The sequence below is a fragment of the Rhizobium rhizogenes NBRC 13257 genome (genome assembly GCF_000696095.1).
GTDB lineage: Bacteria > Pseudomonadota > Alphaproteobacteria > Rhizobiales > Rhizobiaceae > Rhizobium > Rhizobium rhizogenes.
Genome location: NZ_BAYX01000010.1, coordinates 39,020 through 55,490 on the forward strand (window position 1 = coordinate 39,020; position 16,471 = coordinate 55,490).

Sequence of the window (16,471 nt, forward strand, 5' to 3'; positions counted from 1 at the left end):
CCGGTCTCCGGGCACGTCCAAGCAGTCTTCAGGCTAGATCGCTCTAGATGGACGGCATATGCAGCGGCAGCCCCGGACGTGGCGCCACTATTCTTTCCAAAGCACCGTTTTCCTGCTCGCTAATGAGCGCATATTTTCCGTCGGGCGTGAAAGCGATGTTGCCCGGCCGCATGCCGTTGGTGCGGATCCGGCCGGTAATCTTTCCGGCGGGATCGATCAGGCAGACTTCGCCCAGCCCGTAGAGCGCGCAATAAAGCACGCCATCGCGATCGAAGGCCATGCCCGCAGGGCCGCGCAGCGCCGTGACGGCGGGCGTCGGTATCACCTGTGCAAACAGCTCCTGCCGTGCGCCGACGACCTGACGATGGATTTTCCCGGTCAGGGTCTCGCTGTAATAGAGCCGCCCGTCCGAACCGAAGGCGATGCCGCTGGCATGGAGCAGGCCGGTCGCGAGCACCCGCAACACGCGGCCCTCGCCGGGGTCGATCTGATAGACGCGGCCATTATAGGGAGCTCGGAAGAAATCCGGATTGATATCGGAGCCTTCGTGCAGATCGGAGGCGCGGACACCGGAATCGGTCATATAGAGCAAGCCGTCCGGGCCGAAGGCAAGATCGTTCGGATACAGAAACGGGCCGTCGCTGCCGCCTTCGATGACCTGCAGCGTCCGGCCTTCCGGCGAGAGGCGAACCAGGGAATTTTCAGAGCCGCCGGCTACCCAGAAGCAATTGTTGCCATCGACAGCGAGGCCGCTTGGCAGGCCGCCGGGTCGGCAGACCTCATGACGTGTCCCGTTGGCGGCAATCACGCTCAGGCAGCGGCGACTGTCGCCCATCTCCACCAGCGCGACGCGCCCATCCGGCAGACCAACCGGCCCTCCAGGCTGGCGCAATCCGGTGGCGATTGTCTCGTTCATGCTCGGGACCCCTCACCTCTGCGCTCCAAAAATCGACTGTCACAAATGTTACATAAGTACGCAAAAGGCCGTTTTCGAGCAGGCATTCGTTAAATCTGAAGTAGTTCCTCGGCGGGAAGGTCACATCGGCGTGTAAAACCGGCCGAACTTGACAGTTTTGGACAATTGGGAACATTCATCGAACATTCGGATATGATTGCGATCGTGATTCGCCGCCGATTCCGCATTCGCGCGCCTGCCGTGCGAAGCCTTCAGGAGAGCCCATGAGCGCCGCCTATCTGGAAAAGCTGAACCCGGAGCAGCGGCTGGCGGTGGAGCACGGCACCACGGTCGAAGGCAGCCATATTGCCGGGCCGCTGCTGGTGATTGCCGGCGCCGGCTCCGGCAAGACCAACACGCTCGCCCACCGCGTCGCACATCTGATCGTCAAGGGCGCCGATCCCCGCCGTATCCTGCTGATGACCTTTTCCCGACGCGCCGCCGCCGAAATGGGCCGCCGCGTCGAGCGCATCTGCCGCGAGATTCTCGGCGCCAATGCCGGCATCATGGCCGACGCGCTCGCCTGGACCGGCACGTTTCACGGCATCGGCGCGCGGCTTCTCAGAGACTACGCCGAGCAGATCGGCCTCGACCCCGCCTTCACGATCCATGATCGCGAGGACAGTGCCGACCTGATGAACCTCATTCGGCACGATCTCGGCTTCTCCAAACTGGAAAGCCGCTTCCCGACCAAGGGGACGTGCCTTGCCATCTATTCCCGCGCCGTCAATTCGGAAGCGCCGCTCGAAGAGATGCTGCGCGATTTCTTCCCCTGGTGCGCCACTTGGGACAAGCAGCTGCGCGACCTCTTTGCCGCCTATGTCGAGGCCAAGCAGGCGCAGAACGTTCTCGATTACGACGACCTGCTGCTCTACTGGGCGCACATGCTGCACGAACCGCTGATCGCGGAAGACATTGGCGGCCGCTTCGACCATGTGCTGGTCGACGAATATCAGGATACCAACCGGCTGCAATCGTCGATCCTGCTGGCGCTGAAGCCCGATGGCCAGGGGCTGACCGTGGTCGGCGACGATGCGCAGTCGATCTATTCCTTTCGCGCCGCGACGGTGCGCAACATTCTCGATTTCCCCACCGCCTTCACGCCATCAGCCAATATCGTCACGCTCGACCGTAACTATCGCTCGACGCAGCCGATCCTTGCCGCCGCCAATGCGGTCATCGACCTCGCCTCCGAACGCTTCACCAAAAACCTGCGCACGGAGCGCCAGAGCGCCGAACGCCCGCGGCTGGTGACGGTGCGCGACGAGGCCGATCAGGCGCGCTATATCGCCGACCAGGTGCTGAAAAACCGCGAGAGCGGCGCGAAGCTGAAGCAGCAGGCCGTGCTGTTTCGCACCTCAAGTCACAGCGGGCCGCTGGAAATCGAGCTGACCCGCCGCAACATTCCGTTCGTCAAATTCGGCGGACTGAAGTTTCTCGACAGCACCCATGTCAAGGATATGCTGGCCGCCCTTCGCTTTGCCCAGAACCCGCGCGACCGCGTCGCCGGCTTCCGGCTGATGCAGCTGATTCCGGGCGTCGGCCCCTCGACCGCGCAGCGCGTGCTCGACCATATCGGCGAAGAGGCCAGCCCGATGGCGGCTCTTGCCGAGTTTCCGGCACCGCCGCGCTCGGGCGAGGACTGGACGGGTTTCGTTGCGACCATGCAGGAGCTGAAGAGCGGCAAGGCCGGCTGGCCGGCCGAAATCGGCCTCGTGCGGCAATGGTACGAACCACATCTGGAACGGGCGCATGAGGATGCCTCGACGCGGCAGGCCGACCTGATCCAGCTCGAGCAGATTGCCGGCGGCTACGGCTCGCGCGAGCGCTTCCTCACCGAACTGACGCTCGACCCGCCGGATGCCACCAGCGACCAGGCCGGCGTGCCGTTGCTCGACGAGGACTATCTCATCCTCTCGACCATTCATTCCGCCAAGGGTCAGGAATGGACGAAGGTCTTCCTCCTTAACGCTGTCGATGGCTGCATCCCGGCCGACCTCGCCGTCGGATCATCCGCCGAGATCGAGGAGGAGCGGCGGCTGCTCTATGTCGCGATGACCCGCGCCAAGGACGGCCTCGACCTGGTCATCCCGCAACGCTTCTTCACCCACGGCCAGCACTCGCAGGGCGACCGGCACGTCTTCGCCTCGCGTACCCGCTTCATTCCGGTGACTTTGCTGCAGTTCTTCGAAGTCTGCGGCTGGCCGCAGGCGCGATCAGACAGCCCCGCCGCGATCCAGGCGCGGCAGGTGCGCGTCGATGTCGGCGCGCGGATGCGCGGCATGTGGCGGTGACGTCAGTTTAACTCCCGGAACATCTCGATGATCGCCGAGAAATCGCGGCCGCCATTGCCCTGCTTTTCGAACAGCGCGAAGAGTTGTGCTGCCTCGGCGCCCAGCGGCGTCGATGCGCCGCTCGACAATGCCGCTTCCTGCGACAGGCGCAGATCCTTCAGCATCAGCGCCGCCGCAAAGCCGGGTTTGTAGTCGTTGTTGGCGGGTGACGTCGGCACCGGGCCCGGCACCGGGCAATAGGTGTTGATCGACCAGCATTGGCCTGAAGATGTCGAGGCGACGTCGAACAGCGCCTGATGCGAGAGGCCGAGCTTTTCGCCGAGAACGAAGGCTTCGCAGACGCCGATCATGGAAATGCCGAGGATCATGTTGTTGCAGATCTTCGCAGCCTGGCCGGCGCCGGCATCGCCGCAATGGACGATCTTCTTTCCCATCACTTCCAAAAGCGGCTTGGCGGCCGCAAAACTCTCCGACGAGCCGCCGGCCATGAAGGTGAGCGTTCCCGCCGCCGCGCCGCCGGTGCCGCCGGAAACCGGCGCGTCGAGCGACAGGCAACCGACATCCCCGGCCATGGCGTGCGCCTTGCGGGCGCTGTCGACATCGATGGTGGAGCTGTCGATCAGCAAGGTGCCCTTCGGCACCGAGCGCAAGATGTCGGTCCAGACGGTTAGCACGTGCTGACCTTTCGGCAACATGGTGATGACGGCTTCGGCGTCCGCCAGTGCCTCGGTCAGCACGCTTGCGGCCTTGACGCCCGTCGCCTCCGCTGCCTTCAGCATGTCATGCGAGAGGTCGAAGCCGATGACGGCGTGGCCGGCCTTGACCAGATTGGCGGCCATAGGGCCACCCATATTGCCGAGCCCGATGAATGCGATCCGTGTCATGATGCTCTCCTCCCATTCTCTCTTACGCTGCGAAAAGCGGCGGTTGCGCCGGTACGAAGAAGCGCTCGATGGCGGCGGCATCGACATCAGCAAGGCTTGCCGGCGACCATTTCGGATTACGGTCCTTATCGATGACAGCGGCACGCACGCCTTCGTAGAAGTCCGGATTATACAATATGCCGAGGCAGGCACCGAGTTCACGATTGAGGCATTCGGCAAGGCTGGCGCTCGCCCGGCCGGCACGCAGAAGCCGCAAGGTCAATTTCAGGCTGGTCGGCGAGCGGGTGCGGATCGCCTCAGCCGTTTCAGCGGCGAAATCGCCGGGCTCACGCGCTAGCCCCTGCAGGATATCCTCGACCGTGTCATGCGCCAAAGCCCGGTCGATTGCATCGCGGTTGGCAGCAAGACGGCTTTCGCCGGCATCGAGAGCCAGGCCTGCAATTGCCCTGTGCACATCTGTCGGCAATGCGGCGGAAGGCAGCGCAGCGATCCTCTCGATCAAGGCCAGCAAATCCGAAGAGGCAATGGAATGATCGGCCAACTCCGCATGGATGGCATCGGCGGCATTGATGGCGAGACCGGTCAAACCCATCCAGGTGCCGGTTTCGCCGGGCATGTGCGACAGCAGCCAGGTGGCGCCGACATCGGGGAAATAGCCGATGCCGGTTTCGGGCATGGCAAGCCGCGTGCGCTCGGTGACGACACGGTGGCTACCATGCGCCGAGAGACCGACGCCGCCACCCATGGTGATGCCGTCCATCAGCGCCACATAAGGCTTGGGATAATGGGCAATGGCATGGTTGAGACGGAACTCCTCGCGCCAGAAGGTCTCGGCGCCATCCGATTTTTCCTTGCCGCTCTGGTGCAGCAGGCGGATGTCCCCGCCGGCGCACAAGGCCCGTTCGCCCTCCCCCTTGATGATGACGCTGGCGATGGAGGGATCGGCAGCGAAATCATCCAGCGCCGTCGCAATCGCCCGGATCATCGGCAATGTCAGGCTGTTCAGCGCCTGCGGCCGGTTGAGGCGGATGAGACCCGCCGATCCCCGGCGCTCGATGATGACCTCGTCCGTGCTGTCCATTCGAATCTCCCTATCCTTGCTTCCCTAATCAATAGGCGCTCAGCGGTTGTCGGCAAGGATCATCTCGGCGGCTTTTTCGGCAATCATGATGGTCGGCGAGTTGGTGTTGCCCGACGTGATTGACGGCATCACCGAGGCATCGGCGATCCGGAGCCTTGCCAGCGCCCGGAACCGCAAGCGCGGATCGACTACGCTCAGCGGATCGCCGCCCATGCGGCAGGTGCCGACCGGATGAAAGATCGTCGTGCCGATATCGCCGGCGGCGCGATCGAGATCGGCATCGGTCTGATAGGACGGGCCGGGCTTGAACTCTTCCGGCCGAAACCTGGCGAAAGACGGCTGCGCCACGATCCGCCGCGTCAGGCGGATGGAGCGCACCGCGATTTCGCGGTCGCGCGATGCCGAGAGATAATTCGGGCTGATCGCCGGCTGCATGGCAAAATCGGGGCTTCGGATATGCACCGAGCCGCGGCTCTCAGGTCTCAGATTGCAGACGCTGGCGGTGATCGCCGGAAAGGGATGGACGGGATCGCCGAACTTGTCGAGCGAGACCGGCTGCACATGATATTGCAGATCCGGCGTTTCCTTGTCCGGGCCGGAACGGGTGAAGATGCCGAGCTGGCTCGGGGCCATCGCCATCGGCCCGGAGCGGCGGACGAGATATTCGAGCCCGATCGCCGCCTTGCCGAACATCGACGTCGCCTTCTCGTTCAAGGTCGGCACGCCTGTTACCTTATAGGCCATGCGCAGCTGCAGATGATCCTGCAGGTTCTCGCCGACTGCCTTCACCTCGCGCACCACCTCAATACCGGCCTCGCTCAACACCTCTCCGCGGCCGATGCCGGAGAGTTCGAGGATTTGCGGCGAGCCGATCGACCCGGCCGACAAGACCGTCTCCCTGGTCGCATAGGCGCGCTTCGCCACCCCGTCATGCTGGAATTCGACGCCGGTAACGGCATCGCCCTCGATGATGAGGCGGCGCACCTGTGCCTTGGTGAGGACGCTGAGATTGCCTTGCTTTAACGCTGGCCGCAGGAAGGCTTTCGACGTGTTCCAGCGGATGCCGGAGCGCTGGTTGACATCGAAATAGCCGGAGCCTTCATTATCGCCGCGATTGAAATCCGCGGTTTCCGGAATGCCGGCTTCTCGCGCCGCCGCCTGGAAGGCATCGAGCACGGCCCAGCGTACGCGGGCCTTTTCGACCCGCCATTCGCCGCCGGCGCCGTGCATCTCGTCCTTGCCCCTGTGGTGATCCTCGGACTTCACGAAATAGGGGAGAACATCATCCCAGCCCCAGCCGGCACAGCCGAGCTGCCGCCAGAGGTCGTAGTCTCGCGCCTGCCCGCGCATATAGATCATGCCGTTGATCGAGGAGCAGCCGCCGAGCACCTTTCCGCGCGGATAGTTCAGCGCGCGGCCGTTCAGCCCTTCTTCCGGAGTGGTAGTAAAGCACCAGTCGGTGCGGGGATTGTTGATGCAATAGAGGTAGCCGACCGGAATGTGGATCCAGTGGTAATTGTCACTGCCCCCTGCCTCCAGCAGGAGCACCCTGGTGTTGCGATCCGCCGACAGCCGGTTAGCCAGCACGCAGCCGGCACTGCCGGCACCGATGATGATGTAGTCGAAACGATCCATGTTCTGCCAGCTTACCGTCGGTACTCAAACCCAAGCTTCCGTCCCAGCCGCGATGCATAGAACTCGCCGATGATGCCACGGCGGAAGAGCAGGACGCAGACCATGAAGACGATGCCGGTGATGATGGTGACGGGGAAATCCGAGGTGGCGAGATAGTTTTCCAGCGTCGCCACCAGGCCGGCGCCGAAGAGCGGGCCGATCAAGGTGCCGATGCCGCCGAGGAGCGTCATGAGGATCACCTCGCCGGACATCTGCCAGGCGACGTCGGTGAGCGTCGCGAACTGGAAGACCAGCGCCTTGACCGCGCCGGCGAGCCCGGCCAGCGCCGCCGACATGACGAAGGCGCCGAGCTTGTAGCGCGCTACGGAATAACCAAGCGAAATCGCCCGCTGCTCGTTTTCACGGATCGATTTCAGGATCATGCCGAAGGGTGAATTGATGAAGCGCCAAATGATCAGCACGCCGATGATGAACACCGCCAGCACGAAGTAATACATGTTGAACGCGTTGTTCAAATCGAGAATGCCTAGGAGATAGCCGCGCGGCACCGACTGGATGCCGTCCTCGCCCTTGGTGAACTCCGCCTGCAGGCAGAAGAAATAGAACATGTAGGAGAGCGCCAGGGTGATCATGGAGAAATAGATGCCCTGGCGGCGGATGGCGACGAAACCCATGATCAGGCCGAGCAGCGCCGCGCCGCCGACGCCGATCAATATGCCAAGTTCCGGCGGCAGGCCCCATTCCTTCACCGCATGCGCGGTGAAATAGGCAGCGCCGCCGAAAAAGGTCGCATGGCCGAAGGACAGCAGCCCGGTATAGCCGAGCAGCAGGTTGAAGGCGCAGGCAAACAACGCGAAGCAGAGCACCTTCATGACGAAGATGGGATAGATGAAGAACGGCACCCAGATCAGAACGACGAGGCCGGCGACCAGCAGCAGCTTTTGCACTGTCAATGCCGGGCGTGTGCTGGATTTGGGCGAGGTGATATCGGTCATTGTCACACATCCCGGCCAAAGAGGCCCGCGGGCCTGAGGAGCAGCACGATCGCCATGATCACGAAGATGACGATATTAGAGGCTTCCGGATAGAAGACCTTGGTCAGGCCCTCGGCAACCCCCAGCATATAGCCGGTGACGATGGCGCCCATGATCGAGCCCATGCCGCCAACGACCACGACGGCAAAGACGATGATGATCATGTTCGATCCCATCAGCGGCGAGACCTGGTAGATGGGTGCCGCCAGCACGCCGGCAAAAGCCGCAAGCGCCACACCGAAACCATAGGTCAGCGTCAGAAGCACCGGGACGTTGACGCCGAAGACCTGCACGAGCACCGAATTTTCCGTCGCGGCGCGCAGATAAGCGCCGAGCTTGGTCTTTTCGATCAGCAGCCAGGTGCCGATGCAGACCACGAGCGAGGCGACGACCACCCAGCCGCGATAGACCGGCAGGAACATGAAACCGATGTTCTTCGCGCCTGCGAGCGCCGACGGCACCGCATAGGGCTGGCCCGAGGAGCCATAGAGATAGCGGAAGGTGCCCTCGATGGTCAGCGCCATGCCGAAGGTGAAGAGCAGGCCGTAAAGCGGATCGATCGTGTAGAGCTGCCGCAGGCATAGCCGCTCGACCACAGCGCCGAACAGGCCAACAATCAGCGGCGCCAGCACCAGCACCGGCCAGTAACCGATGCCGGCATAGGCAAGCAGCAGATAGGCGGTGAAGGCGCCGAGCATGTAGAAGGCGCCATGGGCGAAATTGATCACCCGGAGCATACCGAAGATGATCGCGAGCCCGAGGCTCAGAAGCGCATAGAAGGAGCCGTTGATCAGCCCGATCAACAATTGGCCGAGAAGCGCCTGGAGTGGAATGCCGAATATCGTGGTCATGGCGTCAAACCCCCAGAACCTTGTGCAGCATGCCCATCCGTTCCGGCAATTCGCCGACCGGAAATTCCGCAACCATCTGGCCGTGATCCATCAGATAGAAGCGATCGGCAATGCGGCTCGCGAAGCGGAAGTTCTGCTCGACCAGAAGAATGGTCATGCCGCGCTCCCGCAACTTCCTCAGCACCTCGCCGATGCGCTGGACGATGACGGGGGCGAGCCCTTCCGTCGGTTCATCAAGCAGCAGCATGCGGACGCCGGTGCGTAGGATGCGGGCCATGGCGAGCATCTGCTGCTCCCCGCCGGAAAGCTTGGTGCCGGGGCTGTTGCGGCGTTCGTGCAGATTGGGAAACAGCTCGAAAATCTCGTCCACGGTCATACCGCCCGCAGCCACCACCGGCGGCAGCATCAGGTTTTCGTGGACGGTGAGCGTCGAGAAGATGCCACGCTCCTCCGGCACGAAGCCGATGCCCTTATGCGCCGTCTTGTGCAGCGGCACCTGCATCATGTCGGCGCCGGCAAAGGCGATCCTGCCCTTGCGCGCCCGGACGATGCCGACGATGGTGCGCAGCGTCGTCGTCTTGCCGACGCCATTGCGGCCGAGAATAGTGATAGTCTCGCCCTCGGCGACATTCATGTCGACGCCGTGCAATATGTGGCTTTCGCCATACCAGGCGTTGAGGCCCTGGACTTCGAGCAGTGCTGCCATCGTCAGTCCTCCTCCGTGCCCATATAGGCCTCGCGGACGCGCGGGTCCTGGCTGACCGTGGCGTAATCGCCGGCGGCAAGGATCTCGCCGCGCTGCAGCACCGTGACATGGTGGCAGATATTGGCGACGACGGAGAGATTGTGCTCGACCATCAGCACCGCGCGGGTACGCGCCACCTCGCGGATGATGGCGGAGACGGTGTTGACGTCCTCCAGCCCCATGCCGGCCATCGGCTCGTCGAGCAACAGCACCTTCGGATCGAGCGCCAGCGTCGTTGCGATCTCCAGCACGCGCTTGCGGCCATAGGAGAGATCGGCGGCGACGGCATCGCGCTCCTTCGTCAGGCCGACGGCCGCGAGCAGTTGCTCGGCGCGGTCGTCAAGGCTCGCCAGTGCCGAGACCGGCAGCCAGAATTGATGCGCCAGATTGTTCGACCGCTGCAAGGCGACACGGACATTGTCGAGCACGGTCAGATGCGGAAAGACGGCAGAGATCTGGAAGGAGCGCACCAGTCCCATGCGCGCCACCTTGTCCGGCTTCGTTCGGGTGATATCGGTGCCAAGCAGGGTGATAGTGCCATGCGTCGGCTGCAGGAACTTGGTGAGCAGGTTGAACACCGTCGTCTTGCCGGCGCCGTTCGGACCGATGAGGGCGTGGACGCTGGCATCATGCACGTCGAGATCGACATTCTTGACGGCCGTGAAGCCGCCGAAATCGCGGCGAAGACCACGGGCGGACAAGACCACCCGTGGCACTTCCTGTTGCTTTGTCGCGGGTATCGCCATCAGGTCGCCCGCGTTGTCATGGCTTGACCAGATCGCAGCCGCTCTTGGCCGGATCGATATAGGCTTCCTTGCCGGGAATGGTCGCCAGCACGTTGTAGTAGTCCCACGGCTCCTTACTCTCTTCGGGTTTCTTGACCTGAAGGAGATACATGTCGTGGATCATGCGGCCATTCGCGCCGACCGTGCCTCCGCGTCCGAAGACGTCATCGACCGGCATTTCGTGCAGCTCCTTGGCAACCGCTTCGGTGTCGTCGGTGCCGGCCTTCTGCACAGCCTTCAGATATTGCAGCACGGCGGAATAGGTGCCGGCATGGATCATGTTCGGCATCTTGCCGGTGCGGGCAAAGAAGCGCTTGCCGAATTCGCGGCTCTTGTCGTCGAGGTTCCAGTAATAGCCCTCGGTCAGCGTCAGCCCCTGCGCCGCCTGCAAGCCGAGGCCATGGACTTCGGCGAGCGTGAAGAGCAGCGCCGCCAGATGCTGACCGCCCTGGGTGATGCCGAATTCCGACGCCTGCTTGATGGCGTTCGCCGTGTCGAGGCCGGCATTGGCAAGACCGATGACCTTGGCGCCGGACGATTGCGCCTGCAGCAGGAAGGACGAGAAATCGTTGGTCGAGAGCGGATGGCGCACCGAACCGAGGATCTTGCCGCCGCTTGCCTTGACGTAATCCCCGGTCTGCTGCTCCAGCGAATAGCCGAAGGCATAGTCGGCGGTCAGGAAGAACCAGGTATCTCCCCCCTGCTTGACCAGAGCACCGCCGGTGCCGACGGCCAGCGCATGCGTGTCATAGGCCCAGTGAAAGCCATAGGGCGAGCACTGCTTACCGGTGAGATCCGTCGTCGCCGCGCCGGTGACGATATCGATCTTCTTCTTTTCCTTGGCGACGGCCTGCACGGCGAGCGCCACCGACGAGGTCGTCAGCTCCATGATGGCATCGACCTTATCCTGGTCATACCATTGCCTGGCGATGTTGGAGGCGATGTCCGGCTTGTTCTGGTGATCGGCATTGATGATCTCGATCGGCACGCCCAGCACCTTGCCGCCGAAATCCTCCGCAGCCATCTTGGCCGCTTCCACCGAGGACTTGCCGCCGAAGTCGGCATAGACGCCCGACTGGTCGTTCAGAATACCGATCTTCACCACACCGTCGGACGCACCAGCCGCGAAGGCCGCGGTGCCGGATGCAAGCAGAAGTGCCAGGGATGCAATGAGACTCTTTCGCATATCCTCTCCTCCCAGAGATTTGGCAAACATGAATCTGTTCAAAATTGGCGAGCCGTTCTCCTCAAAACGACTTTCCTAACATTCAAGATCACGGAAATCGTGCGTTGACGCAAGCGGTGTTTGGAACTAATTCCAAACAAGGTCTGTTCATTTTTGAACAGAAGGGAAGACATGAAGAGCGCGCCGCATTTCACTTGGGACGATCTGCAATTTTTCCTGGCCGTGGCGAGGACGGGGCAGCTTTCGACCGCCGCACGGCAATTGCGCAGCAGCCACGCCACCGTCTCACGCCGCATCGACCGGCTGGAATTCGCCTTGAAGGTCAAGCTCTTCGAGCGCAATCCGCGCGGTTACGTGCTGACAGGCATGGGCCAGCGCTTCATCGACACGGCCGAGCGGATGGAACAGGAAACCGAGCGGCTGCGGGCGGACCTGACTGTCGGCTCGGCGGCGCAGCGCGGCGTGGTACGCATCAGCGCGCCGGAAGGTATTTCCAACTTCTTCTTCACCACCATGCTGCCGGAGTTCACCGCGCGCTATCCGAACATTTCGCTGGAGCTGGTGACGATCCAGCAGATCATGTCGCTGTCGCGCAAGGAAGCCGATATCGTCGTCGTGCTCGACCCGCCGAAAGCCGGCCCCTACTTCACCGAGAAACTCACCGACTACCATCTGCAGGTTTATGGATCACGGGACTACCTTGCCAACCACCCGCCGGTCGAAAGCCGTAACGATCTGCCGGACCATGCCTTCGTCGGCTACATCGAAGACATGATCTTCGCGCCCGGTCTCGATTATCTCGGCGATATCCATCCGCGCATCAAGCCGCAATTCCAGAGTTCCAGCATCTTCGCGCAATTGACGGCGACGAAGAACGGGCTTGGGCTCTGCGTATTACCCTACTTCATCGCCTGCCGGCATCCGGATCTTCAGATGGTGCTGCCGGATGACGTCGACCTGAAGCGTCACTACTGGATCACCTGCCACCGCGACCTGCGCCAGTCGCCGCGTGTGCGTACTGTTATCGATTTTCTGATGGAAGCAGTGCACCGCAATGCCCCGGCCTTTCTCGGCCACGGATCGGCTTGAATATCCGATGTCAAAGACTGGGTGCCGCGAACACCTTGCGTAAGCCGCTAGCATCGAAGCCGGATCTGTCGGCGAGCTGAAGTTCCCATTCCAGCGACGAGCGCACGATCGTCTCCATGCAATTATACTTCGGCGTCCAGCCCAGTTCGCGATGGGCAAGCGTGGCGTCGGCAACGACGCTGGCGGTATCGCCCGGCCGGCGCGGCGCCATGTGAATCCGGAAGGCACGGCCATGCACGCGCATGACCATGTTCAGCACATCCAGCACCGAATAGCCGACGCCATAGCCGCAATTGGCGACAAGCGGCCGGCCGCCATCACGCAGATGCCGGAGCGCCATCAAATGCGCGTCGACGAGATCGGAGACATGGATATAGTCACGCACGCCGGTACCGTCATGCGTCGGATAGTCGGTGCCGTAGATCTCCACCTGACGGCGGCGGCCGAGTGCGGCCTCGCAGGCAACCTTGACCAGATGGGTGGCGCCATCGGTCGATTGCCCGGCCCGCCCCTGCGGATCGGCGCCGGCAACGTTGAAATAGCGCAGCGCCACATAGCGGAAATCATACGCCGTGGCAGCATCACGCAGCATCAGCTCCGACATCAGCTTGGACTGACCGTAGGGCGTTTCTGGCAGGAGGGGCGCGCTTTCCTTCACCGGTCTATCGGCGGGCTGCGAGCCATAGACTGCGGCGGTGGACGAAAAGACGAAATGGCGAATGCCGGCTCTGATCGCCGCACTCATCAGGGTGCGTGTCTTGCCGGTATTGTTCTCATAATAGCCAAGCGGGTCTTCGATCGAGGCCGGCACGACCGAGGATCCGGCAAAGTGAATGATGGCGTCGATATCGTTTTCGGCAAAGATCGTCTGCAACAGGGTTTCATCGGCGGCATCACCAAGATAGAAGCGCGCGGCCGAAGGCACAGCCCAGCGAAAGCCGGTGGACAGACGGTCGACGACCACGACGTCCTCGCCGGCATCCAGCAATCTCCAGACCATATGGCTGCCGATATAGCCGGCTCCGCCCGTCACCAACACCGTCATTCTTCGCGTCCCCGCCAAGTCTTAAGCAGGGGATATATGAGGGTTGTATTCGTGCGATTTGATTAAAAGCGCGCGCTGTGGGGGCCGTTAGGAGGGGAAGTTTGTTGCTATGGTTAGGAGGGGTTTTCCGGGATTGGTGGGATTTTAGTGATCCGGGTCAAACACACAAAAAACCCGGCTCAGCGGCCGGGTTTAGTCAATTCATCTGCCAGCAAGCCTATGGGCTCACAAACTCAAAACATACCGGCTCAACCGCTCGGCCGCATCTTCCACCTGTGCCGGATCGCGCAGGAAGCAGGCGCGCAGGAAGAGTTCGCCTCCTTGGCCGAAGGCGGTTCCAGGTGCGAGGCCAACGCCGGTCTTGTCGACGATGTCGATGGCGGCCTTGCGGCTGTCGGTGACGCCGTCGATCTTCAGGAAGGCGTAAAGCGCGCCGTCCGGCTTCAGGGTCTGGACGCGGTTGGTGGCGAGCAGCGCGTCACAAAGGATATCGCGCGAGCGGGTGGCCTTGGCGATGTTGGAGCGGACGAAATCGTCGCCTTCGTTCAGTGCGGCGACCGCGCCCTTCTGCATGAACTGCGCCACGCCGGAGGTCGAATACTGCACGAGGTTTTCCATCACCTGGCCAATCTCGGCGGGTGCGACGATCCAGCCGACGCGCCAGCCGGTCATCGACCAGTTCTTCGAGAAGGAATTGACGAACAAGATCTTGTCGTCGGCTTCCTTGATGTCGAGGAAGGAAGGAGCCCGGCCACCGGCATAATAGTAAAGTGCATAGATCTCGTCGGCCATGATCCAGAGGCCATGCTCGCGGGCAAGCGCCAGGATATCAGAGAGGTCCTTGTGCGTCGCAGTCCAGCCGGTCGGGTTCGACGGCGTGTTGATGAACAAGCCCTTGGTCCTCGGCGTGATCGCCGCCTTCAGCCGCTCGAGATCAAGCGTCCACTTACCATTCTCGAATTGCAGCGGCACGCCGACCGAGCGGGCGCCGGCAATCTCCAGCGCCGCCGCGATATTCGGCCAGGCGGGCGAGAAGTAGATCATTTCATCGCCGGGCGAGGTGATCGCCTGCACCGAGAGCTGAATTGCCTGCATGCCGGAGCCGGTGACGTAGAAATTCTCCATTGGCAGGGAGACATCGAAGTGCCGGGCGTAATAGGCCGACAGGGCCTGACGCAGTTCCGGGATGCCGCGTTGCCAGGTGTAGAAAGTTTCGCCGGCATTGAGCGAGGCCATGGCGGCGCGATTGATGAAATCCGGCGTCGGCAGATCGCCCTCGCCGACCCACAGCGGCAGCAGGCCGTCGCGGCCACGAGCGTAATTCACGACTTCGACGATCCCGCTTTCGGGCGCTGCCAGGGCGCGCGGGCTGAGGCTATTCAATATCGACATGCAAAGTCTCCGGTTTTCGCCTTCATAGAGCAGAACGGCTGCGAAATCCCATGACTTTGCCTTAGCGACCGATCGATTTCCGTGATGAATAAAAGCCCCGGCCCTTGCGAGGCCGAGGCTTTTGAAGAACGGATCTGTCGAAGCGACTTAGCGCTTGGCGAGAAGATCGCGGATTTCGGTAAGCAGCTGGACATCGGCGGGCGGCGGCGCTGCCTCGGCAACCTTGTTGTCCTTGCGCTCGACCTGCGCCCGCAGCGTATTCACGCCCTTGACCATCAGGAAGATGATCCAGGCAAGAATGAGGAAGTTGATGAGAACGGTGATAAAGCTACCGTAAGCGAGAACCGCGCCCTGCGCACGGGCACCAGCCAACGTCGGTGCATTGACCGCCGAGGAAAGGCCAAGGAAGTAATTCGAGAAATCGAAGCCGCCGAAAATCGCGCCCACGATTGGCATGATGATATCGTCAACCAGTGATTTTACGATACCTCCGAAGGCGCCGCCGATGATCACGCCGACCGCGAGATCCATGACATTACCTTTGGCGATAAATGCCTTGAATTCATTCAGCATTGACTAGTCCCCTTCGCGTTGCCATTGAATTCATCATTAACTATTAGCATCATCTTTTGTATTATTTTTCAATAGCGAACCAACATGATAGTTAACGCGCGACCGTATATCCCACGGTAACTGCCCCGATGAAGCAATTTTAAAGTGCGATCACCGGCTTACTTGTTCGTCAGTTGCGGGTAACACAACCAAAACGATGAAAAGACGTTGGTGTCGCTGGTGAGTGATTCGCCCGGCTCAGGCCTTTGCGTCAGGATTTGGCCGCTGCCGTCGATATCACCCGCGAGATCAGTCTGCGAACGCACTCGGCGTTCGGTGGCTGCTCGAAGAGGATGCGGTACATGATCGGCGAGATGACGTAATCCATCAGTTCAGTAAGCGTCGGGAATGGCTCGCCCCGAGCCTGTGCCCGGGCTATGAGGACGCGCAATTGCTGCTGGGTGTAGCCGCTGCATTTTTCCGCATTGGCCGTGTCGGGCACGGACAGGATATCGCGGGTCATCTCCCGTCCGGCACCGGAGGACATTTCGTCGGCATATTGCTCGACCCAGGCCTGCAGGTCCTCATAGACGCTGCCCGTCTCGGCCGGCTCCATCTCCGGCTGCAGGCGCGAAGCGGCGACGTCGGCCAGAAGCTCCTGCAAATCACCCCAGCGGCGATAGATCGTCGATGGCGTCACATTAGCGCGCTGGGCGATCAACGGGATCGTCACCTCTGCACGATCCATCACGGCCAGCATATCGCGAACCGCTTGGTGCACCGCGGCCTGAACCCTGGCGCTGCGCCCGCCGGGGCGCGGATTGTCCTTGGAACCCATGATCTATGCCAATCTTTCCCTTTGCTGCTGGCGGCGCGCAAAAACAGGACGCGCCACTAACGCAAATTATTTGCTTTTATCTGCATCAAGTACTACATAGCGGTT

General features: G+C 61.9%; 15 protein-coding genes. 2 read left to right on the forward strand and 13 right to left on the reverse strand.

Translation table 11 applies throughout. The features are described from left to right. Window positions 1–43: 43 nt before the first annotated feature. Window positions 44–916: an SMP-30/gluconolactonase/LRE family protein gene (locus RRH01S_RS22470; RefSeq protein WP_034520233.1), complete on the reverse strand. Its 873-nt coding sequence runs from the start codon at window positions 914–916 to the stop codon at window positions 44–46. A 263-nt stretch (window positions 917–1,179) separates the two neighbouring features. Between RRH01S_RS22470 and RRH01S_RS22475 the strand changes: the two genes are divergently transcribed. After that, window positions 1,180–3,249 (forward strand): ATP-dependent helicase, encoded by a 2,070-nt coding sequence (locus tag RRH01S_RS22475; protein WP_034520231.1) that lies wholly within the window; start codon window positions 1,180–1,182, stop codon window positions 3,247–3,249. A 2-nt stretch (window positions 3,250–3,251) separates the two neighbouring features. Here the strand turns inward: RRH01S_RS22475 and mmsB are convergent, their stop codons facing one another. Genes mmsB through RRH01S_RS22515 form a run of 8 tightly spaced genes read right to left on the reverse strand, consistent with a single transcriptional unit; the run spans window position 3,252 to window position 11,450 of the window. Next, on the reverse strand, window positions 3,252–4,133 hold the full coding sequence (mmsB, locus tag RRH01S_RS22480) for a 3-hydroxyisobutyrate dehydrogenase (protein WP_007695679.1): 882 nt from the start codon (window positions 4,131–4,133) through the stop codon (window positions 3,252–3,254). A gap of 22 nt (window positions 4,134–4,155) precedes the next feature. Further along, window positions 4,156–5,214 (reverse strand): enoyl-CoA hydratase/isomerase family protein, encoded by a 1,059-nt coding sequence (locus RRH01S_RS22485; protein ID WP_034520228.1) that lies wholly within the window; start codon window positions 5,212–5,214, stop codon window positions 4,156–4,158. A 39-nt stretch (window positions 5,215–5,253) separates the two neighbouring features. Continuing rightward, on the reverse strand, window positions 5,254–6,849 hold the full coding sequence (locus tag RRH01S_RS22490; RefSeq protein ID WP_034520225.1) for a GMC family oxidoreductase: 1,596 nt from the start codon (window positions 6,847–6,849) through the stop codon (window positions 5,254–5,256). Window positions 6,850–6,860: 11 nt separating this feature from the next. Next, on the reverse strand, window positions 6,861–7,844 hold the full coding sequence (locus RRH01S_RS22495) for a branched-chain amino acid ABC transporter permease (protein WP_034520222.1): 984 nt from the start codon (window positions 7,842–7,844) through the stop codon (window positions 6,861–6,863). A gap of 2 nt (window positions 7,845–7,846) precedes the next feature. Then, window positions 7,847–8,734, reverse strand: a complete 888-nt coding sequence (locus RRH01S_RS22500; protein WP_007695673.1) for a branched-chain amino acid ABC transporter permease — start codon at window positions 8,732–8,734, stop codon at window positions 7,847–7,849. Window positions 8,735–8,738: 4 nt separating this feature from the next. Continuing rightward, window positions 8,739–9,440: an ABC transporter ATP-binding protein gene (locus RRH01S_RS22505; RefSeq protein ID WP_007695672.1), complete on the reverse strand. Its 702-nt coding sequence runs from the start codon at window positions 9,438–9,440 to the stop codon at window positions 8,739–8,741. 2 nt (window positions 9,441–9,442) lie between these two features. Next, window positions 9,443–10,225 (reverse strand): ABC transporter ATP-binding protein, encoded by a 783-nt coding sequence (locus RRH01S_RS22510; protein WP_012650932.1) that lies wholly within the window; start codon window positions 10,223–10,225, stop codon window positions 9,443–9,445. Between the two features lie 16 nt (window positions 10,226–10,241). Continuing rightward, window positions 10,242–11,450 carry an ABC transporter substrate-binding protein gene (locus RRH01S_RS22515; RefSeq protein ID WP_007695670.1) on the reverse strand — a complete coding sequence of 403 codons (1,209 nt, stop codon included), beginning with the start codon at window positions 11,448–11,450 and terminating at the stop codon, window positions 10,242–10,244. Between the two features lie 171 nt (window positions 11,451–11,621). Between RRH01S_RS22515 and RRH01S_RS22520 the strand changes: the two genes are divergently transcribed. After that, window positions 11,622–12,539, forward strand: a complete 918-nt coding sequence (locus RRH01S_RS22520; RefSeq protein WP_007695668.1) for a LysR family transcriptional regulator — start codon at window positions 11,622–11,624, stop codon at window positions 12,537–12,539. Window positions 12,540–12,549: 10 nt separating this feature from the next. Here RRH01S_RS22520 and galE read toward each other — a convergent pair whose 3' ends face one another. The 4 genes from galE to RRH01S_RS22540 all read right to left on the reverse strand — a co-directional run bounded on the left by galE (window position 12,550) and on the right by RRH01S_RS22540 (window position 16,366). Then, a complete protein-coding gene (galE, locus tag RRH01S_RS22525; protein ID WP_007695666.1) occupies window positions 12,550–13,584 on the reverse strand; it encodes a UDP-glucose 4-epimerase GalE in 1,035 nt (344 codons plus the stop codon). A gap of 225 nt (window positions 13,585–13,809) precedes the next feature. Next, window positions 13,810–14,976: a pyridoxal phosphate-dependent aminotransferase gene (locus RRH01S_RS22530; protein WP_007695657.1), complete on the reverse strand. Its 1,167-nt coding sequence runs from the start codon at window positions 14,974–14,976 to the stop codon at window positions 13,810–13,812. 147 nt (window positions 14,977–15,123) lie between these two features. Continuing rightward, window positions 15,124–15,549, reverse strand: a complete 426-nt coding sequence (gene mscL / locus RRH01S_RS22535) for a large conductance mechanosensitive channel protein MscL (RefSeq protein ID WP_007695655.1) — start codon at window positions 15,547–15,549, stop codon at window positions 15,124–15,126. Window positions 15,550–15,799: 250 nt separating this feature from the next. Then, window positions 15,800–16,366, reverse strand: coding sequence for a TetR/AcrR family transcriptional regulator (locus tag RRH01S_RS22540; protein ID WP_007695651.1), 567 nt, complete (start codon window positions 16,364–16,366; stop codon window positions 15,800–15,802). Window positions 16,367–16,471: the final 105 nt, after the last annotated feature.